General features: G+C 27.4%; 24 protein-coding genes. 3 read left to right on the top strand and 21 right to left on the bottom strand.

The window, feature by feature from the left end; genetic code table 11:
* Window positions 1-18: 18 nt before the first annotated feature.
* Window positions 19-1824, bottom strand: a complete 1806-nt coding sequence (gene lepA / locus ASHG_RS00735; protein ID WP_040396841.1) for a translation elongation factor 4 — start codon at window positions 1822-1824, stop codon at window positions 19-21.
* Window positions 1821-2372, bottom strand: a complete 552-nt coding sequence (gene lepB / locus ASHG_RS00730; RefSeq protein WP_040396839.1) for a signal peptidase I — start codon at window positions 2370-2372, stop codon at window positions 1821-1823. Before lepB ends, lepA begins: the two co-directional genes overlap by 4 nt.
* Window positions 2373-2512: 140 nt before the next feature.
* On the opposite strand from lepB, the gene rpsT reads away from it, so the two are divergent.
* Window positions 2513-2779, top strand: coding sequence for a 30S ribosomal protein S20 (gene rpsT, locus ASHG_RS00725; RefSeq protein ID WP_040396837.1), 267 nt, complete (start codon window positions 2513-2515; stop codon window positions 2777-2779).
* Window positions 2780-2845: 66 nt separating this feature from the next.
* On the opposite strand, the gene holA is transcribed toward rpsT, so the two are convergent.
* Window positions 2846-3859: a DNA polymerase III subunit delta gene (holA, locus tag ASHG_RS00720; RefSeq protein ID WP_040396835.1), complete on the bottom strand. Its 1014-nt coding sequence runs from the start codon at window positions 3857-3859 to the stop codon at window positions 2846-2848.
* Window positions 3856-6036 (bottom strand): DNA internalization-related competence protein ComEC/Rec2, encoded by a 2181-nt coding sequence (locus ASHG_RS00715; RefSeq protein WP_040396834.1) that lies wholly within the window; start codon window positions 6034-6036, stop codon window positions 3856-3858. The genes holA and ASHG_RS00715 overlap by 4 nt, the downstream gene beginning before the upstream one ends.
* 54 nt (window positions 6037-6090) lie before the next feature.
* Between ASHG_RS00715 and ASHG_RS00710 the strand changes: the two genes are divergently transcribed.
* Window positions 6091-6837 carry an alanyl-tRNA editing protein gene (locus tag ASHG_RS00710; protein WP_040396832.1) on the top strand — a complete coding sequence of 249 codons (747 nt, stop codon included), beginning with the start codon at window positions 6091-6093 and terminating at the stop codon, window positions 6835-6837.
* 31 nt (window positions 6838-6868) lie between these two features.
* Here ASHG_RS00710 and leuS read toward each other — a convergent pair whose 3' ends face one another.
* The 16 genes from leuS to hflX form a co-directional block, all read right to left on the bottom strand.
* Window positions 6869-9277, bottom strand: a complete 2409-nt coding sequence (leuS, locus tag ASHG_RS00705) for a leucine--tRNA ligase (protein ID WP_040396831.1) — start codon at window positions 9275-9277, stop codon at window positions 6869-6871.
* A 9-nt stretch (window positions 9278-9286) separates the two neighbouring features.
* On the bottom strand, window positions 9287-10675 hold the full coding sequence (gene asnS / locus ASHG_RS00700; RefSeq protein WP_040396829.1) for an asparagine--tRNA ligase: 1389 nt from the start codon (window positions 10673-10675) through the stop codon (window positions 9287-9289).
* On the bottom strand, window positions 10656-11987 hold the full coding sequence (locus ASHG_RS00695) for a replication-associated recombination protein A (RefSeq protein ID WP_040396828.1): 1332 nt from the start codon (window positions 11985-11987) through the stop codon (window positions 10656-10658). Before ASHG_RS00695 ends, asnS begins: the two co-directional genes overlap by 20 nt.
* A gap of 155 nt (window positions 11988-12142) precedes the next feature.
* Window positions 12143-12595 carry a transcriptional regulator NrdR gene (gene nrdR / locus ASHG_RS00690; protein WP_040396826.1) on the bottom strand — a complete coding sequence of 151 codons (453 nt, stop codon included), beginning with the start codon at window positions 12593-12595 and terminating at the stop codon, window positions 12143-12145.
* Between the two features lies 1 nt (window position 12596).
* Window positions 12597-13682, bottom strand: coding sequence for a cell division protein FtsZ (ftsZ, locus tag ASHG_RS00685; protein WP_040396825.1), 1086 nt, complete (start codon window positions 13680-13682; stop codon window positions 12597-12599).
* 32 nt (window positions 13683-13714) lie between these two features.
* Window positions 13715-14419 (bottom strand): cell division protein FtsQ/DivIB, encoded by a 705-nt coding sequence (locus tag ASHG_RS00680; protein ID WP_244264215.1) that lies wholly within the window; start codon window positions 14417-14419, stop codon window positions 13715-13717.
* Window positions 14420-14494: 75 nt separating this feature from the next.
* Entirely contained in the window at window positions 14495-15580 is a 1086-nt protein-coding gene (gene murG / locus ASHG_RS00675; RefSeq protein ID WP_040396824.1) for an undecaprenyldiphospho-muramoylpentapeptide beta-N-acetylglucosaminyltransferase, read from the bottom strand.
* Complete coding sequence (gene murD, locus ASHG_RS00670; RefSeq protein ID WP_040396823.1) at window positions 15581-16891, bottom strand: UDP-N-acetylmuramoyl-L-alanine--D-glutamate ligase; 1311 nt, start codon at window positions 16889-16891, stop codon at window positions 15581-15583. It lies immediately after the preceding gene.
* Window positions 16888-17838, bottom strand: coding sequence for a phospho-N-acetylmuramoyl-pentapeptide-transferase (gene mraY, locus ASHG_RS00665; protein WP_040396821.1), 951 nt, complete (start codon window positions 17836-17838; stop codon window positions 16888-16890). The genes murD and mraY overlap by 4 nt, the downstream gene beginning before the upstream one ends.
* A gap of 5 nt (window positions 17839-17843) precedes the next feature.
* Window positions 17844-18242 (bottom strand): hypothetical protein, encoded by a 399-nt coding sequence (locus tag ASHG_RS00660; RefSeq protein ID WP_040396820.1) that lies wholly within the window; start codon window positions 18240-18242, stop codon window positions 17844-17846.
* Window position 18243: 1 nt separating this feature from the next.
* Window positions 18244-19164: a 16S rRNA (cytosine(1402)-N(4))-methyltransferase RsmH gene (gene rsmH, locus ASHG_RS00655; protein ID WP_040396818.1), complete on the bottom strand. Its 921-nt coding sequence runs from the start codon at window positions 19162-19164 to the stop codon at window positions 18244-18246.
* Between the two features lies 1 nt (window position 19165).
* A complete protein-coding gene (mraZ, locus tag ASHG_RS00650) occupies window positions 19166-19579 on the bottom strand; it encodes a division/cell wall cluster transcriptional repressor MraZ (protein ID WP_040396817.1) in 414 nt (137 codons plus the stop codon).
* Between the two features lie 186 nt (window positions 19580-19765).
* Window positions 19766-20527: a prolipoprotein diacylglyceryl transferase gene (gene lgt / locus ASHG_RS00645; protein WP_040396815.1), complete on the bottom strand. Its 762-nt coding sequence runs from the start codon at window positions 20525-20527 to the stop codon at window positions 19766-19768.
* Window position 20528: 1 nt separating this feature from the next.
* A complete protein-coding gene (locus tag ASHG_RS00640) occupies window positions 20529-21266 on the bottom strand; it encodes a YebC/PmpR family DNA-binding transcriptional regulator (protein ID WP_040396813.1) in 738 nt (245 codons plus the stop codon).
* Between the two features lie 12 nt (window positions 21267-21278).
* Entirely contained in the window at window positions 21279-21926 is a 648-nt protein-coding gene (locus ASHG_RS00635; protein WP_040396811.1) for a YigZ family protein, read from the bottom strand.
* Window positions 21901-23136 (bottom strand): GTPase HflX, encoded by a 1236-nt coding sequence (gene hflX, locus ASHG_RS00630; protein WP_040396810.1) that lies wholly within the window; start codon window positions 23134-23136, stop codon window positions 21901-21903. The genes ASHG_RS00635 and hflX overlap by 26 nt, the downstream gene beginning before the upstream one ends.
* Before the next feature lie 180 nt (window positions 23137-23316).
* Between hflX and ASHG_RS00625 the strand changes: the two genes are divergently transcribed.
* Window positions 23317-26253 carry a transglycosylase domain-containing protein gene (locus ASHG_RS00625; RefSeq protein ID WP_040396808.1) on the top strand — a complete coding sequence of 979 codons (2937 nt, stop codon included), beginning with the start codon at window positions 23317-23319 and terminating at the stop codon, window positions 26251-26253.
* A 35-nt stretch (window positions 26254-26288) separates the two neighbouring features.
* On the opposite strand, the gene ASHG_RS00620 is transcribed toward ASHG_RS00625, so the two are convergent.
* Window positions 26289-26624: P-loop NTPase family protein (locus ASHG_RS00620; RefSeq protein WP_040396807.1), on the bottom strand; the 336-nt coding region annotated here is incomplete at its 5' end.

Below are 26624 nucleotides of genomic sequence, written 5' to 3'. Positions count from 1 at the left end.
TAGGACCTACCCTAACTTTTATTCATCATCATATTTCAAAACAGCAAGGAAAGCATCTTGTGGAATTTGTACACTTCCTAGTTGTCTCATTCTTTTCTTTCCTTCTTTTTGTTTTTCTAGAAGTTTTTTCTTTCTTGATATATCTCCACCATAACATTTTGCAATTACATCTTTTCTCAAAGCTTTTACAGTTTCTCTTGCTATAACTTTTGAATCAATTGTAGCTTGGATTGGAATTGCAAATTGTTGTCTTGGAATTTGTTCTTTCAATTTTTCTACAATTGATCTTCCCCTTTGATAGGCAAAATCTTTGTGAACCACTGTTGATAGTGCATCAACTTTATCTTCATTGATTTTTATATCAAGTTTTATTAGATTACTTATCTCGTAATCTACAACTTCATAATCCAGTGATGCATAACCTTTTGATCTTGATTTTAAAGAATCAAAAAAGTTATAGATTACTTCATTTAAAGGAATTTTATATTTTATTAAAACCCTATTTTCATCAATATATGACATATCAATTAACTCTCCTCGCCTTGATTGGGCAAGTTCCATAACTGGTCCAATATATTCTTTTGGTGTCATAATTTCTGAAATTGTTATAGGTTCTTTTACATATTCTATTTCTGATGGAGGCGGAAAATCGTTAGGATTTTCTAATTTTTTCTCTTCGTGACCTTTTGTTTTTACCCTATAAATTACTGAAGGAGCTGTGGCAATAATATCCAAATCATATTCTCTTTCAAGTCTTTCGGTAATAATATCCATATGCAAAAGTCCCAAAAATCCACATCTTAGTCCAACGCCCAAGGCTTGGGAGTTTTCTTGTTCAAAAACTAAAGATGCATCATTTACTTGAAGCTTTTCCAAAGAATCTTTTAATTTATTAAATGATTCGCCCTCAGCAGGATAAATTCCTGAATATACCATAGGCAAAACTTCTTTGTATCCTGAAAGTGGATCTTGAGTTGGATTATTTTTTAAGGTTATTGTATCACCAACTCTAGCATTTCTAATATCTTTAATGCTTGCCTCAATAAAACCTACATCTCCACTTTTTAAATCTTTGGTTTCGATTCTATTTTTCATAGTATAACCTACAGCAGTAACTTCATAAGATTTACCACTTGCCATCATCAAAATTTCATCACCAGCTTTTACACTTCCTTCAAAAATTCTTACATAGCAAATTACTCCCCTGTATGAATCATAATATGAATCAAAAATTAAAGCTTTTAATGGTTTATCATCATGATCTTCTGGTGCTGGAACATTTTTAATTATATCTTCCAATACATCATCAATATTTAGTCCAGTTTTTGCTGAAACTAAAGGAATATTTTCTGTTTCTAGTCCAATTTGATTTTCAATTTCTTCTTTTGTTTCATCAACTCTTGCACTTGGAAGATCAATTTTATTTAATACTGGTAAAATTTCTAAATCTTGTTCTAAAGCAAGATAAGTATTTGCTAGAGTTTGAGCTTCTACTCCTTGAGATGCATCAACAACTAAAATTGCTCCTTCACAAGCTTTTAAAGATCTTGAAACTTCATAAGTAAAGTCAACATGACCTGGGGTATCTATTAAATTTAGATCATAAGTATCTCCATCTTTGGCCTTATATTTTAACTTTACAGATTTTAATTTGATAGTGATTCCTCGTTCTTGCTCAAGTTCCATACTATCTAACATTTGATCATTTATTTCACGTTTTGCAACAGACTGAGTTTTTTCAATAAGTCTATCAGCTAAAGTTGACTTGCCATGATCAATGTGAGCAATTATTGAGAAATTTCTTATATGCTCTTTTCTTTTCATTGTCTGTTTTCCTTATCTACAAATCCTATATCATAAATTGGGAAAAATCTTAAAAATGCATGTCCAATAATTTTTTCACTAGATATTGGTCCAAAATTTCTAGAATCATTGCTAGCATTTGGTAGTCTATTATCTCCCATAACAAAATATTCCCCATCTTTAACTTCCCATGAAGAATTTTCATTTGTTGTTAGAGTTTCTTCGCTATTTATATAATTTTCCTCATAAACTTCACCGTTAACATATACGCTGCCATTTTTTACTTCAATATTATCTCCAGGCATGCCTACAATTCTTTTTATATATAAAGTATCTTTTTGGTCAGGAGCTTCAATTATTACAATATCTCCTCTTTCATATCCTTTGAAATGTTTTGAAACTTTGTCAACAAAAAGCATATCGCCACTATGTAAAGTATTTAACATAGAATTTCCTTCAACTTTTGTTGCATCCATTACAAATATCTTTATAAAAAAAGCAACAGCTAAAGCTAGAAGAATAGTTTTTATCCAATCAAGAAATTCTAGATCATTAGATTTTTCTGTCATATTACACCTCTTTCATTTTATAATTATAAACGAATATCACAAAAGTTCCAAATATTTTAATTTTAATAAAATATAAATATTTGTAATTAAGCTTATTTTGTGGTAAAATAAATCAGTCGATATAAATTGGGGGTGAAAAAATGGCAAATATTAAATCAGCAATCAAAAGAATTGATGTAACAAAAAAACAAACTGCTAGAAATAAATCAGCAAAATCTGAAATAAAAACTTACGTTAAAAAATTTGAAGAAGCTATTGAAAATAAAGATAGCGAAAAAGCTAATGAACTTTTCAAAACTGTTGATAAAAAAGTAAAACAAGCAGCAGCTAAAAACATTATTCACAAAAATCAAGCTAGTAGAACAACTTCAAGATTAGCTAAAAAATTAAATTCATTAAATGCTTAATTTTTAGTCGGTTCATTCAAACTTGCGACTTAGATAAGTCGCCAAGATTAGAATGAGTCGATTTTTTTATTTAGAAAATTTTTCTATTAAGATTAACATATTTAAATTCATATTAAAGTCTTGACTTTTTTGTTTTAAGTCACAATTATATAAAAATTCTTGAATATCAAATAATTCATTTAATGTAAAATTTCTTATAAATCCCTTATCTTTTCTAAGTTCATAACTTGAAATTCCCAAAGATTTTTGTATAAAAGAATCATTGTACGAATCCTTCAATAGCACTTTTATTCCTATCAAATTTCTTATATGCCTAACTATCATATGGAATATCTTAAAAATTTCATCCATATCCTTTGCCATATATAAATATGTATTCATAGCAGATTTTGTGTCCCTGACTGATAAAGTATCTGTTAAATTAAAAATATTTAAATCTAAAATTTTATCCAATTGGTCATGTACATCCTCTATGGAAACTTCAATTTTATCAGAATTAGCTATTATTTTATCAACTGTATTTATAACTTCGTAAAGATCTATTTGTGAATTTTTGTTTAAATAAGAAAATCTATCTATAATTTCATTTATATATGCTTTTTTAATTTTCTTTTTATTTTTTACAAATCTTTTTCCTATAAAAGAAACTAATTCATTGTTATTTAACCTATCAATTTCAACAATATTTCCATATTTTTTTATAGTCTTATAAAATTTTCCTTTAAATACATTTTCTTCTGAAATTATTATTAAAGTCAAAAATTCTGGTACGTTTTGAGCATCATCTATCAAAAGTTGGCAAATTTCATCATATTCTTTTATAGAATTTTTTGATAAGTTAATATTTCTCCAAATAAGAACTTTTTTATCTTCCATTATAGGATAGGTATCCATGGCTGTTTTTATCTCTTCTAAGCTCTTTTTTCCTTTAATATCAATATAATTAAAATCTGGGAAAGAAATCATATCCTTAGATTGGTCTATTATTGTTTCCTTTAAATATTCTTCTTTAGAATCAATTAGATAAATTCCTCTTGTATTTTTTTTAAATAAATCAGTCATAAATTCCTTATAATTCATCTAAAAAATCCTCCTTTAACATATTTTTTTACCTTAAATGAATTTTTGTAAAAGTCAATTTGACAATAACCATCTGTTTGACTGTTACAAATTTCTATATTATTTAAATTTTCTAAAACTTCTTTTGATGGGTGTCCATAATTATTTTTTCTTCCTGCAGAAATAAGAGCAAGATCAGGACTTGTCATTTTTATAAATTTTTTTGACGTAGAAAATTTTGAACCATGATGAGAAACTTTCAATATATCTATATCTCTCGCTATAATTTCTTCCTTATCTTTTGGTAAATCCCCCATAGTTAAAATTTTAAAACCATTAATCTCAATTAAAAGTGGCATAGAATTTTCATTTTCTTTTCCATCAAAATTTTTTAAATTCCTAACTATAAAATTTTTCCCCTTATAAACATCTCCCTCTTTCATTTCCTTAAAAGAATGAATTTTTCCTAGGTTTTTATTATACTTATTTGAAATAATAGGTCCAAGTTCGAAATTATTTTTAAGTTTTTCAATACTACCCATATGATCTTTGTCCTCATGAGATACAAACATAGCCTTGATTTTTTTAACTCCCTTGGATTTTAAGTAAGGGATGGCAATTTTTTCACTTGAAGAATAATTTTTAAAAGAAACTTCCCCACAATCAAATAAATACACATCTTTGCCATCTTCCAAAATAAAAAAATCCCCCTGACCAATATCTACCATTTCAAAAGAAATTGCCTTTTTGTTATCACTAATAATAGAAAAAATTACTATAAAAATTGATATAGCTAAAAAATTTTTTGCTTTTAATTTTTTATTTTTAAATCTTACAATAATAAACAAAAGTATTAAATAATAAAAACAAATTAAAATTGACTCTTTTGGAAATTCTAGGCTAAAAATTGAAAAGGAAGACAAAAAGCTAACTATATTTAAAATAGACCCTATTAAAAAATCTAAAATATAAAATAAAATTCCCAAAAATTCTCCTAAAATTGGATATAAAATAATAATTCCAAAAATTATATACATAGCTATAGTAAAAATAGGTATTACTAAAAAGTTAGCAAAAAAGCTTAATAAATTGAAAAATCCATAATAATAAATTACATGAAAAGCTAAAGTAACTTGTAAAGTCAATGTAAAAATAAAACTTTTCTTTAGATATGAATATTTTTTTCCTCTTACAAGACTTGGATAAACTACATAAATCGCAAATCCTGCTAAAAAAGAAAGAAAAAATCCTGAATTAAAAATGGCAAAGGGATTAAAAATCATGATCAAAAGCATTGAAACTATAAGATTTTTATACATATCTCTTCCTTTTTTTAACAAAAATGCTAAGTAAGAAAAAGAATACATTAAAATAACCCTAATAACAGAAAAGGGAAATGAAATTAAATATCCATAAAAAAAGCAAAATCCTAAAGAAATAGGATAGGCGTATTTAAAAGAAATCCCAGATTTTATAAGCAAAAATAATAATAAAGTGAGTATTAAGTCTATATGAAGTCCAGAAATTGCCAAAATGTGGGAAAGACCTATTTTATTCAAAACTTCCCTATCATCAAATCTTTCAGAAAGTATGACAGATTTTATAAACAAAAAAGATTCTTTTGATAAATTTTCTCCAAAAATTTTGTCTATATATGCTCTAAAAGTCCTTTTTATTTTTAAAAATATAGATGATGAATAGCCTAAAATTTTATAAGATTTTATTTCAAGTTTAGACTTAATCTTTTTAGAAAGCAAATATTTCCTATAAGAAAATATAAAGGGATTAGTATTAGTGTTATGCAAAGAAATTTCACAGTCAGCCTTTAACATCTCACCTATTTGGAAATTTTTCTCACTAGTAAAAGAAGATTTTTCATTGATTTTTGCCTTTTCATTACAGGATTTTACATAATATATATTAAAATCTTGATTTTTATCCTTATCCACTATGATAAGATTTAAATTCAAATTATCATAATTATCAAGTTTATAAGAATTAAAAGAAAAACTTCCAAGAAAAATCCCTAAAGAAAAACCAAGAAAAATATAAGAAAAAATAGATTTTCTTATAAAAAGAAAAATTCCACACACAAATAAACCTATAATAACAAAGAAAAAATTATAGGTTTCAAAAAAAGTGAATACACCAATACCAGCTAATAAAGAAATAAGTAAAAAAAACAAACTTTTTCTCATAAGATTCTCCTGAATTTATTATAACATATGATATAATAAATTAGAGGTAATTTTATGAATGATTTATTATATATTAGTCATCCACAATTAAATAAAATTGATTCCAAAATTATTAAGACAAAAAATGAAGGAAAAAATACAAAGATAATTTTGGATAGGAGTATTTTTATGCCAACTTCTCCATATCTTTTGGATGAAAATCCAAGAATTTCAGGAAATGAAGTTAGTCATATAAGATTTATTAATGGAAATTTGATACATACAATAAATAATAAAATAAAATCATCTTCTGTTAAGCTTAGTTTTGATAAGGACATAAGACTTAAAAATATGGATTATAACACAGCTTTTTTTATTTTTAAATCTTTATTTTTAAAATATTATAACAACAAAGACCTTACTTTAAGAATAAAAGACAATTATTCTCAAATTAAGGTTTCAAATTTTTATGAGAATTTTTCAATAGATGATTTTTTAAGCTTATTTAATAAATTGATAGATTTGGGATTAAAAATTAATAAGGATAGGGATTTTGTTGAAATCAAAGGTTTTGACAAGGATTTTAATTCCGGAGTATACCATAATAATACAAAGTATTTACAAGGCATTTTTGTTCTTACAGTTGAAAAAATAGATGAAACTCTTTTAATTGATTTTATTACTGGATCTGACTATAAAAATTTTACAAAAAATAATATAAAAGTGATTAGTGAAATTAAAAATATTTCTTTTTCTGAAATTGATACATCGGATAAGCTAAGAAAAATAATTTCAACAATCCAAAAATCGACATATATTTAAAAGGCCCTTGCATTTGCAAGAGCCTTATTTTTTATTTTACAAGTAAATTTAATATTTTTCCTGGTACATAAATTACCTTAAATACATTTTTACCATCTATATATTTTTGAATATTTTGATCATTTTCTGCGCTAGTTACTGCATCTTCTTGGTCTGCATCTTTTGAAATTTTAATTGTTGCTCTAACTTTTCCATTTACTTGAACAGGAAGTTCTATTGAATCAAATTCTAGTTTATTTTCATCATATTTAGGCCATGAAGTTTGATTTAATTGTCCTTCAAAACCAATTTCTTCCCATAATTCTTCAGTTAAATGTGGAGCTACTGGATTTAATAAAATTAAATAAGTTCTATAATCTTTTTTAGTAATTTTTCCAATATTTCTCATCTCATTTAATAGGCTCATAAGAGCAGCAATTGCCGTATTATATTTTAGTGATTCATAGTCTTCAGAAACTTTTTTAATAGTTTGATTAATTAAAATTTCAATTTCTTTAGTATATTCATCACCATCTTCTACTAAATCATAAAGATTAAATACTCTTTCCAAATATTTTCTACAACCTTTAACGCCTTCATCTGACCAAGGAGCTGTTGACCTAAAATCACCAATAAACATTTCATAGGCTCTTAAAGTATCTGCTCCATAATCTCTTACAATATCATCAGGATTTACAACATTTCCTCTAGATTTTGACATTTTTTGGTGATCTTCTCCCAAAATCATTCCGTGAGAAGTTCTTTTTTGATATGGTTCTTTAGTAGGAACTTTTCCCAAATCATATAAAAATTTATGCCAAAATCTTGAATATAATAAGTGAAGGGTAGTATGTTCCATTCCCCCATTGTACCAATCAACAGGTGTGTAATAATCTAATTTTTCTTTACTAGCTAAGTCTTCACTATTATTTGGATCAATATATCTTAAATAATACCAAGAAGATCCTGCCCATTGTGGCATAGTGTCAGTTTCCCTTTTTGCAGGCTTTCCACAAATTGGGCAAGTAGTATTTACAAATTCATCTATTTTGGAAAGTGGACTTTCTCCATCATCAGTAACTTCATAAGAATCAACATCAGGCAATTTTATTGGAAGATTTTCTTCTTTTTCAGCAACCCATCCATGTTCTTCACAATAAATCATTGGGATTGGTTCACCCCAATATCTTTGTCTAGAAAATACCCAATCTCTTAATTTATAATTTACCTTAGCTGAACCAAGATTTTTCTCTTCAACAAATTCTATTATTTTCTTTTTGGCATCTGCAACACTTAATCCATTTAGAAAATCTGAATTTATCAAAAGTCCCTTGTCAATTGAAGTTGTTGGTAAATCTTCATCACCTGTATCAATTACAGGTATAACTGGCATTTCAAATTTTTGTGCAAATTCAAAATCTCTTTCATCATGTGCAGGAACTGCCATAATAGCTCCTGTTCCATAAGAAATTAAAACATAATCAGAAATCCAAATTGGAATTTCTTTTCCATTTAATGGATTTATAGCAGAAATTCCATCAAGTTTTACACCTGTTTTTTCTTTAGTAAGCTCGCTTCTTTCAAAATCTGATTTTTTCTTAGCAAAATCTTGATAATCTTTTACTTGGTCTAAATTTTTAATCTCATCTTTAAATTCTTTAAGCATAGGATGTTCTGGTGCAATTACCATATAAGTTGCCCCAAAAATTGTATCAGGTCTAGTTGTATAGACATTTAATTTGTAATCTTTATCTTTTAAAGAAAAATTAATTTCTGCTCCGTGACTTCTTCCAATCCAATTTTTTTGTTGAGTTTTTATTTTTTCTTCATAATCAACTTCATCCAAATCATCAATAAGTCTATCTGCATATTCTGTAATCTTTAACATCCATTGATTTTTAACTTTATGTGTAACTTCTGACCCACATCTTTCACATTTTCCATCAACAACTTCTTCGTTTGCAAGACCAACTTTACATGATGGGCACCAGTTTACTGGCATTTCTTTTTTATAGGCAAGTCCATGTTTATATAATTGAATGAAAATCCATTGAGTCCATTTGTAATAATTTGGATCTGTTGTGTTAACTTCTTTGGACCAATCAAAAGAAAATCCTATTGATTTCATTTGACCTTTAAAATTATTTATATTATCTTTTGTAACAATTGAAGGATGAATATGATTTTTTATAGCATAATTTTCTGTTGGGAGACCAAAAGCATCCCATCCCATTGGATAAATTACATTTTCTCCTTCAAGTCTTCTTTTCCTAGCTACTATATCTAAAGCTGTATATGGTCTTGGATGACCAACATGAAGACCTTGACCAGATGGGTAAGGAAATTCTACCAAAGGATAGAATTTTTTCTTATCTCTATCAAGTTCTGATTTAAATGTTTCTTCTTCATCCCATATTTTTTGCCATTTTTTTTCAATGGCATTTGGATTATATTCTCTCATATTTTCTCCTTAATTTTTTGATGCAAAAGAGTTAACTGTTCTTGGATAAGGGATAACGTCACGAATATTTTTCATTCCTGTAAGATACATTACAGCTCTTTCAAATCCAAGACCATATCCTGAATGAACAACTGTTCCATATTTTCTTAAATCTAGATAATTTTGATATTCTTCAATTTTCAAACCATTATCTTCCATAGATTTTACAAGCTCGTCATATCTTTCTTCTCTTTGACTTCCACCTATAAGCTCTCCTACAGCAGGAACTAGCATATCAAAAGCTGCCACAGTTTTTCCGTCTGAATTTCTTCTCATATAAAATGCTTTAATATCTTTTGGATAATCTGTAACAAAAACTGGACCATCAACTATTTTTTCTGATAAGTATCTTTCATGTTCAGTTTGAAGATCAATTCCCCATTCTACTGGATATTCAAAATCTACATCAGCATTTTTTAATTTTTCAATTGCATCTGTATAGGTAATTCTTGCAAATTTAGCATTTTTAACCTTTGTAAGTCTTTCAATCAAAGTATCATCAACTCTTTCATTGAAAAATTCAATTTCATCCTTACAATTTTCTAAAACATATTCAATCATATATTTCATCATATCTTCAGCCACATCCATGCAGACATTATAATCTGCAAAAGCAAGTTCTGGTTCAAGCATCCAAAATTCTGCAGCATGTCTTGGAGTATTTGACTCTTCAGCCCTAAATGTTGGACCAAAAGTATAAATATTTGAAAGAGCTAATGCGTAATCTTCTGCTTCAAGTTGTCCTGATACAGTTAAATATGATTTTTTGCCAAAGAAATCTTTTGTATAGTCAACCTTACCTTCTTTGTCGAGATTTGGTTTATCTAAATCTTGAGTTGTAACTTGGAACATTTCCCCAGCACCTTCTGTATCTGATGCAGTAATTAATGGTGCATTTAAGTAAATAAATTCTCTTTCTTGGAAGAATTTATGAAGAGCATAAGCAAGTTTTGATCTTAATCTAAAAACAGCCCTATAAGTATTGGTTCTAACTCTTAAATGAGGAATAGTTCTCATATATTCAAGAGATTGTTTTTGTTTTTGAATTGGAAACTTCTCATCACTATGACCTAAAACTTCTACTTTATTAGCTTGAAGTTCATAGGCTTGCTTAGCATTATTAGTTTTTACAAGTTTACCAACTACTTTTAAGGAAGCTGATAAGTGTTCTTTTTGTAAATCCCCAAAATTTTCTAAGTCTTTTCCTACAACAATTTGTAAATTTTTAAATATTGTTCCATCATTTAATTCAATAAAGCCAACATTTTTTGTAAATCTAGCTTGTCTTATCCAGCCCTCTACTGTAACTTCTTGATCAATGTATTTTTCTACATCTTTTTTAATCTCTGATAATTTCATCCTCATTTCCTCTCTTTATTTTTTCTAAATTTTCACTAAGTATTTTTTCATAACCTATATCTTTTGATTTATAAAATTTTTCTTTTACAAATCCATCTGGCAGGTAATCTTGCTCTACATAACCATTATAATCATGTGGGTATAAATAAGTATCTTTCACAAGATTTTTACTCCCCTTATAATGTGTATCTTTCAGTTTGTTGGGAACTTCCAGATCCTTTTCATTTTTCACAAAATCCATTGCCTTATTAATGGCAAGATATGTTGAATTATTCTTTTTTGCTAAAGATAAATAAATACAAGTTTGAGCTAAAATAATTCTAGCTTCTGGCATTCCTACAGTATCTATAGCAGTAAAAGTATTTGTAGCAAGACTTAAGGCATAAGGATCAGCCAAGGAAATATCTTCTGATGCAAAAATAATCATCCTTCTTGCTATAAATTTAATATCTTCGCCACTATTTAACATTTTTGCCAAATAAAAAATAGCAGCATCAGGATCAGATCCTCTCATAGATTTTATAAAAGCAGAAATAGTATCATAATGTCTATCCCCATCTCTATCATAAATTGAAATCTTTTTTTGAATAGAATTTAAGATACTTTTTCGATCAACTACTATTATACCTTCTTTATCCTCTTGTGAAAATATAGCAATTTCTAAAGCATTTAATAAGGCCCTACAATCTCCATTTGAAAATTTAACTAAGGTATCTCTTGCATCCTCTTCAATTTTTATATTTTTATTTTGTAAAACTTTATCTCTTGATAAAGCCATATCTATTAATTTATGCAAGTCTTCATTAGTATGTGCTTTCAATTCAAATATATACATTCTTGATATTAATGCTTTATTTACTTCAAAATATGGATTTTCTGTTGTAGCTCCAATTAAAATTATTGTAGAATCTTCAACAAAAGGAAGCAAATAATCTTGTTGACTCTTATTAAATCTATGAATCTCATCTATAAACAATATAGTTTTTTTATTTTCAAATTTTAAATTATCTTTAGCTATTTGAATTTTTTTCTTTAAATCACTTATTCCACTAGCAACTGCAGATACTTTCTCAAAGGCCATATTTGTGGATTTTGAAATAATTCTTGCAAGGGTAGTTTTCCCAACTCCAGGAGGACCATAAAAAATAGAAGAATAAATCCTATCGGATTTTATCATTCTTCTTATGATTTTGCCTTCTGCCAATAGGTGATCTTGTCCCAAAAAATCTTCAATATTTTCAGGTCTCATCCTATCAGCTAAAGGTGCTGATTTCTCTAATTGTCTTTGTTTATTAAGTTCGAATAAATCCATTTTTTCACTTCTTTCAAAAAAAGGACTATTGCATTATGAATAAATCAATTTTCAAAATTATAGTCAAATAAAAATTTATAAGAATGTTTTTTATATTTTTATTTGACTTCTATGAAAATTAAAACAAATTCATTTTTGCAAAAGCCCTAAATTATCTAATCATTTTCTAAATTTTTGATCTCTTTATAGAAACTCTCAACATCTTTAAACTCTCTGTAAACTGAAGCAAATCTTACATATGCAACAGGATCCAACTTTTTTAGATGTTCCATGACAAATTTACCAATACTTGATGATGATATTTCCTTTTTACCTATATGATTGATAGATACTTCTATATCATCAGCAATTTTTTCTATTTGATCCATACTTACTGGTCTTTTTTCACAAGATTTTACAATACCGTTTATAAGTTTTGCCCTATCAAATGATTCTCTTGTGTTATCTTTTTTTACAACCATCACCGTTTGATCTTCATATCTTTCGTAAGTTGAAAATCTCTTATTGCAAGTCTGGCAAAGTCTTCTTCTTCTAATAGCGTGATTATCTTCTGTAGCTCTAGAATCTATAACTTTTGTGTCATTTGAGTCACAATATGGACATTTCATTTTATTTTAAGAAATCTGGTAGATCTATATCGTCAAATGGGTTTGAAGATTTTTGACTTCTTTGTGCAGGTCTCTGACTTGTATTTTGTGAAGGTCTTCTAGTTTCCATTGATTCTCTTCTTTTTTGACTATCTTGGTCAAATCCTGTAGCAATTACAGTAATCTTAATATCATCGCCTAGTGATTCATCGCTACCTACACCAAAAATGATATTTGCATCTGAATCGATGTGATCTCTGATTAATTCTGCTGCTTCATTTGCTTCCATTAGACCAACTTCTGCTGCTGTTACATTTAATAATACAGCATTAGCTCCTTCAATAGATGTTTCAAGTAGTGGAGAATTTACAGCTGCTTTTGCTGCGTCAACTGCCCTATTTTCACCACTGGCTCTACCAATTCCCATATGAGCAATTCCTTGATCTGACATTATTGATTTTACATCAGCAAAGTCAAGGTTAATTACATTTGGTATAGCTATAAGTTCTGAAATACCACTTACAGCATCCATAAGTACTTGGTCAGCCATTTTGAAGGCTTCTACCATTGATGTTCTCTTTTCAACTATTTGTAAAAGTCTATCATTTGGTATTGTAATTAATGTATCAACACTTTCTTTTAAAGCTTCAATTCCACCTTCTGCAGATGTTTGTCTTTTTCTACCTTCAAATGTAAAAGGACGAGTTACTACACCTACTGTAAGGATTCCTTGTTCCTTTGCTTTTCTAGCTACAACAGGGGCTGCACCAGTACCAGTTCCACCACCCATTCCAGCAGTGATAAATACCATATCTGCTCCCTTAAGTGATTCATCTATTTCTGACTCACTTTCTTCAGCAGCTTTTTCACCAATTTCTGGATTTGCTCCAGCACCAAGTCCTCTTGTAAGCTTTGCTCCGATTTGTAATTTTATATCAGCATTTGCTTCATTTAAAGTTTGAAGATCAGTATTTAATGCAATAAATTCTACACCAGAAAGGCCACCCTCTCTCATTCTGCTTATTGCATTATTTCCACCTCCACCTACTCCAATAACTTTAATTTTGGCTAAGGCGTTATTTTCTACTTCCATATTGATATTTGCCATCTTACTCCCCCGTTTCATTAAGAATAATATTTTTAATTATTTTCATCTTTTTCGTCAAGACTATTTTCTTCAACTTCAACTACTGGATTCTTGCCCTTATCAAGACTAATAGTATATGCTTTTATTTTTTTATTGTCTATATCTTTTAAAACTGAATCAAGTAATTTCAATTTGTACTTATAATTTTTTAAATCTCCGAAATTAATCTGAATATCTTTTATTATTATACCAATATCATTATAGTTTTCCAAGTCTATTTCTTTTATGTCTTTACTATGTTTTAGCTTTTGTAATAAAATAATAAAATCCAAAATTTTTTTATCATCAGTAAACTTATTGCCTATTTTAGGTTTATTTTTTGATAATTTTAGTTTTATTAAACTACTATTACTGAGCTTATCAGTTTTATCTAAAACTTTTCCATTATTTGTAACTATATATTTTTCTTTTTTATAGTTAGTGTACATATATGGATATTCTTCTTTAACTTTAACTATAATTTCATCTGGCATCTTTTTTTCAATTTTAACACTTTTAATTATCTCATCTTTTTTTAATTTATCTATGCTTTCTTCTTCGTCATACAAAATTATATTTTTACCTATAGGATTATTTAAACCTTTTAATATTTGTTCGTCTGATAAAATCTTATTTCCTTTTATATAGACTTGAGAAATTTTGAAATAATCATGTTTAAAAAAATTAAAGATTAAAATAGCTAAACTAATTATAATCAAAAAAATTATAAAAATCGGAGTAAAAGTTTTATTTTTTTTCTTAATTTTCTTCTATTTCTATTTTTATTTGCCATTTTATTTTTCCATCAATTTTATAATTAAATCATAGATATCATTACTAGCATTTGGGTTTTGTAAATTGCTAGCCATCTTACCCATATCATCTAATTTTTCCTTATCATCTATTATTTGTATTATATTTTCGTATAAAACTTTTCCGTTTAAATCTTTTTCTAAAATCATAGAACTTGCGCCTTTATCAAGGTAAGTTCTAGCATTGTATTCTTGGTGATTTTCTGTAGTATAAGCTTTAGGTATTAATATTGAAGCTTTTTTTAAACTTGAAATTTCACTAAGACTCATAGCACCCGAAGAAGATATTACAAGATCGCTTACACCATAGAAAAGATCTATATTATCTATATATGAAAATACTTTAATATATTCATTTTCTTTAGTATTCTCTAAAAAATCATCATAATAAACTGATCCTGTTTGATGAAGAAGATAAAATTTACCATCCATCATTTCACTCATTTCCTTAATAGCTTTATTTAATGCTTTTGATCCGTTAGATCCACCAAATGAAAATACAACTGGTCTATCTTTTTTTATACCTAATTTTTCCAAATCTTTTTCTGTATAATCAGTATTAAAGTTACTTCTTACAGGATTACCAGTTATGTGGATATTTTTTTTATTTTTTAAATGTTTCTTAGCTTCTTCAAAAGAAATACAAACTAAGTCAACTTTGTTTGATAAAAATCTTGTAGTTATGCCTGGAAATGAATTTGATTCATGGATTAGAGTTTTTATATTTTTTCTACTTGCTTGATAAAGAACAGGTGCACAAACATATCCACCCGTTCCTATTACTAGGTCTGGTTTAAATTCTTTAATTATTTTTTTTGCCTCTTTAAATCCTTTATAATTTGTTATCAGTGATTTAAAAAGTCTTTTTGAAATTTTTCTAGGAAGTCCCATAGCTTCAATTGATCTAAATTGATAGCCGTATTTTTTAACTATTCTCTCTTCTGGCTTTCCTTTTATTCCAACATACAAAATTTCTATATCTTCTATTTCTTTTTCTAATTTTTGACACATTGCAATGGCTGGATAAATATGTCCACCAGTGCCTCCTCCAGATACTATAACTCTCATTTATACTTCCTTTTCTAAAACTCTTTTTTTAAAGTCATCTCCTCTTTGCATGTAATTTTTATACATACCCCAACTTGCACTTGCTGGCGATAACAAAACTGTGTCAAAATCTTCCATAATTTCAAATGATTTGTCAACAGCCATTTGCATATCATCTACAAGATAATAATTTATTTTGTATTTCTTGCATAAATCTTCTAGAATAAATTTTGTTTGACCTAATAAAATCATAGCTTTTATCTTTTTATTTGAATTATCAAACAATGGTGAATAATCAATTTTTTTATCATATCCTCCAGCTATCAAAATAATATTTTTATCAAAACTATCTACTGCTTTTATAGCGCTATCTACATTTGTTGCCTTCGAATCATTAAAAAAATCAACATTTTTTATTTGTTTTACAAATTCAAGTCTGTGATCAATTGCCTTAAATGTCTTTGTATATTTAATTATCTCATCTAAGTCGATACCATACAAATACAAGCAAAGCATAGCACAAGCTGCATTTGCCAAATTATGATTACCTACGATTTTTAAATCATTTCTATTTAATAAGAAAAATTCTTTGTCATCTTTTAAATAAAGACTATCATCTTTTAAGTATATACCTTTTTCTATTTTTTCTTTCATAGAAAATTCGTATATTGAAGCCTTAAATTTATTTTTATTTTCAGATAATATTTTATCATCGTGATTTATAACTAAAAAATCTTCTTTATCTTGGTTTTTTGCAAGTTTCATTTTATCATTGGCGTAATTTTTAAATGATCCATGCCAGTCTATATGGTCTGGACTAATATTTAATATTGCACCAATATTTGGCTTAAATGTTTTTGTATTATGTAGTTGAAATGATGAAATTTCTTCAACAAATGTTGCATCATTATTATACATTTGCCACAAAACTCCCTCACCAATATTTCCAACACTTATTGCTTTTTCACCAATTTGATTTAAAACATAAGTTATTAATGATGTAGTTGTTGTTTTTCCATTTGTACCTGTAACCGAAATTATTTTTTTATCTTCAAAAAGTCTATAAGATAGCTCTATATCTGAAATTATTTCATTATTTTTTTCTAATTTTTGTACAATTTCATCATCAGGTCTAATTCCTGGAGATTTTACTACAAAATCATATTTTTCATTAATTTTTAAATCAGAAATAGGGCTATAATTATAGCCCTCTAATCGTTCGTCTTTATTTTTATTTTTATCATAAGTAAAAACTTCATATCCTAATTTATCTAAAGTTTTTACTGTGGATATTCCTGTTATTCCTAAACCGTAAACTAAAACTTTTTTCATAGTACTGCTAATAAAGTAATCAAAGATAAAATTACTGATACTATTGTAAAACCAGTAACTATTTTTGGTTCTTTGTATCCTTTCAATTCATAATGATGGTGGATTGGTGTCATTAAAAATATTCTTTTTTTATTTCTAAATTTATATGATGCTACTTGAATAATAACGCTTAGTGACTCTGCAACGTAGACTCCTCCAAGTATCACCAAAAATAAAGTCATACCCGCATTTATAGCAAGAGCAACTACAGCTCCACCTATTGCCATAGATCCCGTATCTCCCATAAATACGCTTGCTGGATTTGAATTGTAAAATAAAAATCCCAAAACCGCTCCAAGCATAATACTTGCAAATAATTTATTTTCTATATTTTGAGCTAAAATGATAAAAGTAATAAAAACTGGAATAGACACTTGTGTAGATAAACCATCAAGTCCATCTGTCAAATTCACTGCATTTGATGTTCCTATCATTATAAACATCATAATTGGAATGCCTAAAATAGAAACATTTAATCTAAAATCTGTAAATGGAATCCATAATTTTGTTATTGTATCATTTTGGAAAATAAAACATAAAACTGCAATTACAAAAGATAAAGCAACTTGAAGGATTATTTTTTGCTTAGCAGTTAATCCTAAGGATCTTTTTAAAACCAATTTTCTAAAATCATCTACAAATCCAATAGATCCAAAGCCAAATGTTGCAAGCAACAATATAAAAGTTTTCATAGAAAAAGGAACAAATATCAATGTTAAAACAAGCGCTGATATTAAAAATATAATACCACCCATAGTTGGTGTGCCTGCTTTATCATAATGACTTTTTGGTCCTTCTTGTCTAATATTTTGTCCAATATGACTATTCTTTAAAATTGGAATTATAATTTTTCCTAATATTAAAGTAAGTATCAAACTAATTAAAATAATTAAAATTGTATCTTTCATCTCTCCTACCTATCAATATTAAGATAAACAGTGTTGTCCTTGTTTTGATAAATCATACCAAGATTTTCCATTGCATATCTTTGGATTTCTTTTAAATCAACTGAATCTTCAAGATCTTTATTCAACCTATCTTTAGTTAATTTATAAGATGTATATTGACTTTGTAAATTATTATACTCGTTTCTAGTATTATTCAATTTCAAGTAATTATGTATAGAAGAAATACCCATACAAATAAAAGATAAAAACAATAAAGCTAAGATATTTTTCTTAAACTTCCTATCTCTTTTTTTGAGTCGATTGTACTTAAACTTAGTATCGTAAGAAGTTTGATCATGTAAACTTAGCTTTTTTCTTTTATTTATATTTTTATTTATTTTTCTTTTTTTTAAAGCCGCTGACATATTAAACCCTTTCGCATACCCTTAGTTTAGCACTATGAGATCTCCTATTTTCTTTTAATTCGCTTTTTGATGGCAAAATTGGTTTTTTACTGATAATTTTAACCTTTTTTTCGTGATTGCATACGCAAACTGGAAATTCTGGTGGGCAAATACATTTTTTGCTCATCTCTTTAAATTTATTTTTAACTATCCTATCTTCTAAAGAATGAAAAGTTATTACACATAACCTTCCCCCTTTATTAAGACGGTCTACTATTTTTTCTAAAGTATTTTCTAAAACTTCAAGTTCCCTATTAACTTCAATTCTCAAAGCTTGAAATACTCTTTTTTCAGGATGAGCTTCATTAGTATTTACAGATTTCATAACAATATCTCGGAGTTGTAAAGTTGTATTAATTTCGTGCATTTTTCTGTAATCTACTATTGATTTCGCAATGGTTTTTGAATATCTTTCTTCACCATATTTAGAAAAAATTTCCCAAAGCTCATCCAAAGAGTAATCGTTGATAACTTGTTTTGCTGTTAACTCATTTTCTTTATTCATTCTCATATCCAATGGACCATCTTTCATATATGAAAATCCTCTATCCCCATTGTCAATTTGATATGAACTTACGCCAATATCCATCAAAGCGCCATCTATCATATTTAAGCAAGACTTATCAAGAACATCTGAAATTTTTTCGAAATTTTCATTAAAAAATAAAACATTAGAAAATTCTTTCAAATTTTCTTTTGCTGCTTTGATAGCTTCCTTATCTTGGTCTAAGCCAATTAAAAGACCCTCAGGTGATAATCTTTTTAAAATTTCTTTAGAATGGCCTCCCTTACCTAATGTCAGGTCAGCATATACGCCATATTCTTTAATATTTAAATTTTTTATAGTTTCATTCAATAAAACTGATTTGTGAGAAAATTCCATATTACTGATCCATAATTTCTGATAAGTTCACTTCTACATCACCAATATAATCGTTCCAATTATCTAAATCCCATATTTCTATGTTAGTATTATTTCCGATTATAATAGCCTCTTTATTCAAATTAGCATAGTCGCGTAATTGCTTATTTAATAAAACTCGCCCTTGTTTATCCAAATAAGCTTTGATAGTGGAAGAAAAAAACAATCTTTTCATCGCTCTATTGTTTTTATTTTGGTAGGATAAGTCCTCAAACTTTTTGGCACGTTTTTCGAATTCATCAATAGTGTATAAAACTAAAGAACGTTCTGGTCCTTTTGTTACATAAAATTCACTACCAAGATCATCTCTAAATTCACTTGGCATCATTATTCTATTTTTAGAATCTAACTTATGAATGAATTCTCCTAAAAACATGACCCACCTTCTACCACATATTTCCACTTCACATTTATTTTATACTAAATCCTTTAAATTGTAAAGGATTATAAAATTAATTTAGGCCTAAAATTCAAATATTTTTTTCTTATTTTTATTTTTTTATTTAAAGGTGGTTTAATTTCCCAAAATAAAATTTTGCAAAGAAAAAAACAGCCTAAGCTGTTATTTTTTCTTATATGGTTTTAAATTTATATTTTTATATTTTATAAATAAAAATATTCCAATAATTAAATATATTACACTAGTAAGTTGCGCCATCCTCAATGGTCCAATCATCAAAGAATCAGTCCTAATTCCTTCTACAAAAAATCTTAAAACTCCATAAGCCATAAAATACACTGAAGTTTGTATTCCTTTTTTGGGATTCTTTTTCCTATAAATTATCAAAAATAGAAATATCAAAAAATCTCCAAGTGATTCATACAAAAAAGTTGGATGAACTTTTACTCCATCAACTATTATTGCCCAAGGTAAATTTGTAGGAGTACCGTGTGCTTCTCCATTTACAAAATTCCCCCATCTACCAATTGCTTGTCCTAAAGCAAGAGAAGGAACCATAACATCTAGAATATCAATTAATGGAAGATTTTTCTTCTTTGTATAAAAATATATGGAAATTATGGCAAACAAAATCCCACCATGAATAGCAAGTCCACCAGCCCTAAAGTTTAAGATTTGTATAGGGTCATTTTTATAAAAATCCCATTCAAATATAACATACCAAATTCTTGCCCCTATTATTGCAAAAGGAAGAATTACAAAAAGTAAATCATAAATAAAATCTTCAGAAAATCCTCTATTTACAAATTCTTTTTGGGCGATTTTTGCACCTATTAATACTCCTGAAATTATTAATATTGCATACCAATATATGTCAATTCCAAATAAGGAGAAGGCGACTCTGTCAATATTAAAATTCAACATATTATTCCTCTATGCTATCAGGTACATTCCAATTTGTATAAACTTCTTGGACATCATCATTATCTTCAAGTGCATCTATTAATTTCATTATTTGTTTATTATTTGATTTTTGTGCGTCAATTAAATTATCAGCAATATAAGAAATATCTGCTTTTGTTAATTTATATTCTGAATTTTTAATTTCATCTACTACATTTTGAAAATCTTCTACACTCGTGATTATTTGATAAACATCACCTTCATCCGTTACATCTTCTGCACCAAAATCAATAACTTCTAACATCAATTCATCAAAATCAATTCCATCTTTTTCGATTTCAATTAATCCTTTTCTATTAAACATAAACATTACTGATCCATCTGTTCCAAGATTTCCACCATTTTTATCGAAAATATGTCTAATATCTGGTGCAGTTCTGTTTTTATTATCTGTTAGACAATCTACAATTACAGCTACCCCATCTTTTGCATATCCTTCATAGATTAATCTTTCAAAATTTGCACCATCCATATCTCCGCTTGCTTTTTTGATTGCTCTTTCGATATTATCATTTGGCATATTTTCAGCTTTAGCTTTATCAATTGCAGCTTTTAAAGCTGGGTTATATTCTGGATTATCTCCACCTTCTCTTACAGCAACAGAAATATTTCTACCAAGTTTTGTAAAAATTTTTCCACGTCTTGCATCTTCACTACCTTTTTTATTTTTAATTTTGCTCCATTTATTATGTCCTGACATATTTCCTCCTTATTAATTATCATATAACATGATTTTATCAATTTTTTCTATTTCTATATTTGATGAAGTCATGTCTATAAGTTTTTTTTTGAAATTTTCGAATTTATCTTCTTCAATATATAAATTTATTCTAACATTTTGAAGAAAGTCCTTTTCTATAATAATATAATTTTCTTCATTTAGAAAGTTTTCTATTATTCCAAGTAAATTATAATCAAAAGTTATTTTACTTTCTATAAAAACTTTTCTATAAGTAATTTTCCCAGCTAAACAATCAGAAACTCCTTTTGTATAAGCTCTGACCAATCCGCCTTTACCGAGTTTTTTACCACCAAAATATCTTGTAACGACTGCTACGATATTAAAAAGTTCTTCCTTTTCTAAAACAGAAAGCATGGGTAGACCAGCTGAGCCTTGAGGTTCACCATCATCTGAATATCTTTTTATTTCTGGTTTCTCATTTATAATATAGGCTGAACAGTTGTGATTTGCATCTTTATATTTATTTTTTATTTTTTCAATAAAAGCTATAGCATCTTCTTCTTTTTCTACATATTTAATATTTGTAATAAAAACCGATTTTTCTATTTCAAATTCATCTATTATTTCGCCTTCAATAGTCTTGTAATTTTGACTAATTTTTTTCGATATATCTCTCATATTTATTGTAATCTTTCTTTGAAATATCAAATTCTAATATAGAAGAATTTTCATCATAATCTTTCTTGTCTATATCGTAATTTGTCATAATATAATCTAAAACTTTCCCATCTTCATAAGGAATTTTCATTTTAACTCTTACATAATCATTTTTTATAACATCTACAATCTTATCTTTTAGCTTTACTATATCATCTACATCTCTAGCTGATATAAAAATTTTCTCTTCCCTTTTTTTATATCCCAAAAGAATTATATCATCTTCAATTTTATCAATCTTATTGAAAACATAAAGAATCTTTTTTTCTCCAACTTCAATATCATCAAGCGCCTTATCTATTGTATCAAGCTGAGTTTGTATATCATAAGATGAATCAATAACTACCAAAAGCATATCAGAAAATTTAATTTCTTCTAAAGTTGTAAGAAATGAATCATTTAATTCTTTTGATAAATTATCAATAAAACCTACTGTATCAGTTAGAGTAACCTTAGTATTTGAAAAATCTAGTCTTCTTGTTGAAGTATCAAGAGTTGCAAATAAAAGATCGTCTGAATAAACATATTTATCTTTTCCAAAAATTTTTAACATATTATTTAAAATAGTAGATTTCCCGGCGTTAGTGTAGCCTAAAAGTGAAATATTTAAAATTTTTTCTCTGGATTTTCTATTTACACTTTTAGTTTTTTCCAAATCTTTTAATTTTTCTTCAAGACTTCTAATATCACGAACTATTGCTCTCTTATCGGTTTCAAGCATAGTTTCACCTGGTCCTCTTGTACCAATACCACCAGATTGACGGGATAAATAAGCAAACCATTTATTAATTCTAGGTAATTGATATTTTAATTGAGCAAGCTTTATTTTCAATTTTGCCTCTTTGGTATTTGCCCTTTGTGCAAAAATATCCAAAATCAAAGTAGTCCAGTCAACAACATGAAGTTTCATTTTTTCTTCTAGATTTCTAAGTTGAGAAGCTGAAAGTTCAACATCAAAAACAACTGTTTTAACATCTAATTTTTTTGCTATATCTTCTATCTCTGAAACTTTTCCAGAACCTATATAATAAGCTGGATTAACTTTTGATATTACTTGGCTAACTTTAGCAACTGATTTTCCACCTGCTGTGTTAATCAACGATTCAAGCTCAAAGTCTTTATTTGGGTTTTCTTTATTTTCAAAAACATTAACTTGTATAACTTCTTGCATAAACATCCTTTCTAAAAAAGATTATACATTTTTTTGCTATAAATTAAAGATTTAAATAAATACAAATATTTATTTTGTCAGATAGATTAAATTTTAAAAAAATGATAAAATAAAAACAAGATCTAATTTTGAGATTTTTATTTTTAAAATTTAATATAGATTTTTTACAAGGAGGTAAAGATGAATAAAAAAATTTCCTCTATAGTTTTGAAAATTTTACTTATAGCATTATTAACTTTTGGAATAATTGGAACTATTTTCGCAGCTGTTGTAGGTGGCGGCATAGTTGAAGTTATGAAAAAATCTCCAAAAGTAAATCCTGAGAATATAAAATATGAAATGAGTGAAAATTCTACTATAGTTGATCAAGATGGAAATAAAATTGATTCGATTAGAACTAATGAAAATAGGGATATTGTTGATATAAAAAAAGTTCCTGATAATTTAAAAAATGCTTTTGTAGCAGCTGAAGACAGAAGATTTTATAAGCACAGTGGTATAGATCCCCTTTCAATAATTGGTTCTGCAATTCAAAATTTTAAAAGTGGTTCTATAGTTAGAGGAGGTTCAACCTTAACTCAACAACTTGCAAGAAATACTTATTTAACAAATGATCAAACATATGAAAGAAAAATAAAAGAGATATTTTTGGCTTTAGATATTGAAAAATCATTAAGCAAAGATGAAATACTTGAAGCTTATATGAATAGAGTTTTTCTTGGTCAAAATGTTTATGGTGTCCAAGCTGCAGCTCAAACTTATTTTTCAAAAGATGTCAGCGAATTATCTCTTGCAGAATGTGCAACAATAGCTGGAATTGTTCAATCCCCTACAGAATTTGCCTTATTTAAAACTATTCCAACTTCAGAGCTGACAAATCAAAAAACTCTTGGAGAATTTACAATTGATGGGCAAAAATATTCTGCAATTTATAATCCTAAACCTTATGAAAGAGAAAAATATGTCCTAGAAAAAATGAAAGAAGAAGGATATATTTCAAATAGTGAATATAAAAAAGCCTTAAATGAAGATGTAGCAAAAAATATTAATCCACCAGAAGATAAAGAACCAGTAATGGCTTCTTACTTTAATACTCTTTTAGAAAAACAAGTTGTAGAAAAATTACAAGATATTTATAGTATTGATGAAAAACAAGCTTACAATAAATTATATTATGGTGGCCTAAAAATAACTACAACTATTGATACAAATATACAAGAACAACTTGAAAGTATTTACGAAAATTTTTCAGAGTATATTATGGGTAATACTCAAGGTTGGAATACTGCTCCTATGTTAGATCTTTCCTATGACGGTTATGGGAATATAATTAATGAAAATGGAAATATAATTTATTTTGCAAAAAATAATATGATTAATGAAAATAATGATTTTACTCTAACAGCTAATGAAGCTTATTTCGATGAAAATAATAATTTCATTATAAATTCAAGCAAATTAAGGCTCAATCAAACAAATCTTATTCTTAATAATTTCTATACTTTAGATGAAAAAGACTCAAATCTTAGAACTCATAAAACTGGTTATATTAAATTAACTTCTAATGACAATGTAAGAGAAGGAAATGACGGATCGATTATTATTACTTCAAATTATTTAAATAACCATGAAGACTTCATTATTCAAAATGATTCTGGTTCTTATTCATTTAATAAAAATTATTATGACATTGATCTTGAAGGAGTTATTCAGCCACAATCAGCAACTGTTGTAATTGATCATAAAAACGGACAAATAAAAGCAGTTATTGGTGGACGTGATCAAAAAGGTTTAAAAATATTAAATAGAGCAATTGATCAACCTAGACAACCTGCTTCAACAATGAAACCATTAGCAACCTACACTCCTGCTATTGACAAAGGTTACTCTCTTGCAACTGGAATTGATGATGTTCCTTTCATGAGAAAAGAAAATGGAGAAATTTGGCCAGAAAATGTTTATAAATCATATAAAGGAATTGTTTCTCTTAGAGATTCTATTGTATATTCTGTAAATACAAATGCTGTTCGTACATTAAAAGATGTAGGAATTGAAAATTCTAAAAAATATTTGGAAAAATTTGGTTTGATTAAAGAAAGTGGAGATGATAATTTTGTTACAAAAGACGAAAACTCTAGTAACAATGATGAAAATCTCGCAGCAATGGGCCTTGGCGCAATGACAAACGGAATGACTTTGGTAGATATGACTGCAGCTTATGCTGCCCTTGCAAATGAAGGTAAATATATTGAACCTTTATCTTTTTCAAAAATCGAAGATAATCAAGGAAAAATAATTTTTGAAGAAAAAGATAAAAAGAAAAACAAAGTAACAAGTCCTGAAACTGCTTATCAAATTACATCAGCACTAAAATCTACTGCCGATCACTATAAAACTGTAAGTCCTATTGGAATGGATTATGGTACAAAAACAGGATCTAGTGAATACAATATAGATTTTTGGTCAATTGGATATAGTCCTTATTACACTGTAGGCGTTTGGATGGGATCTGATGATCAAAATATTCATCAAAATGATTATTCAACTACAAGAGCAGAAGTGATTTGGAAAAACGTAAATAACCAGATACTAGATGGTTATGAAGCCAAAAAATTTGAAGAACCAGATGGAATCATTCATGCCAAAGTTGATACAATAAGTGGAAAATTACCGACCCAAGCATCATATGCAGATCCAAGAAATACTGTAAAAGATGAAATCTTTACAAAAAATAATATTCCAAAAAAAGAAGATGATGTTCATGTTTGGATAACTGTTGATTCTAGAAACAACTTGCTTGCATCAAATACTACACCAAAATATTTACAAGCAAATAGATCATTTATAGACAGAAAAAATTCATATGATCCAAATAAATGGGATGGAATTGTTCCAGATGATTGGAAATATAGCATACCAGTTAGATATTCTACTTTGGGTGCAGAATTACCAAAATCAAACAAAAAATCCAATAAAGAAAATGATAAAGAAAAAGATAAAAATGATGATGATAAAGAAAAAGATAAAAATGATGATGATAAAAATAATCTAAATAACACTGGTGAAAATACAAACAATAATGAAAACCCAAATCAAAATAAACAACCAGGTCAATAAATTTACAATAAAAAAAGAGCCTAAGGCTCTTTTTTTTATGCAATTGATTGAAGAAACAAATCTTTTTTATTATCGTTATTTATTATTACAATTCTTTTTTCTAATTTTAATTTATTTAATTTTTCTAAAATTTTATCTCTTTCATTTTTATTAAAATTTAATAACCATGAAATATAATCTTTATTTAATTTTTCAGTTCTATCTAGATTAGGATCGTCATCATTATTTTTTTCTGTTAAGGATCTTTTTACTGACCTTTTTAAATTTGTAACCGGTGGGAAATCTAAAAATACTATTGTATCACTAGCATCAAGTCTTATGTCCAAAGTATCTGGATAATATCCATCAAAAATAAATTTGTCATTATTTTC

Origin of the sequence: Anaerococcus senegalensis JC48 (genome assembly GCF_000321005.1) — a bacterium.
GTDB classification, from domain to species: Bacteria; Bacillota; Clostridia; order Tissierellales; family Peptoniphilaceae; genus Anaerococcus; species Anaerococcus senegalensis.
The sequence above is the reverse complement of the archived record's forward strand: the minus strand, read 5'-3'. Positions and strand labels throughout refer to the sequence as shown.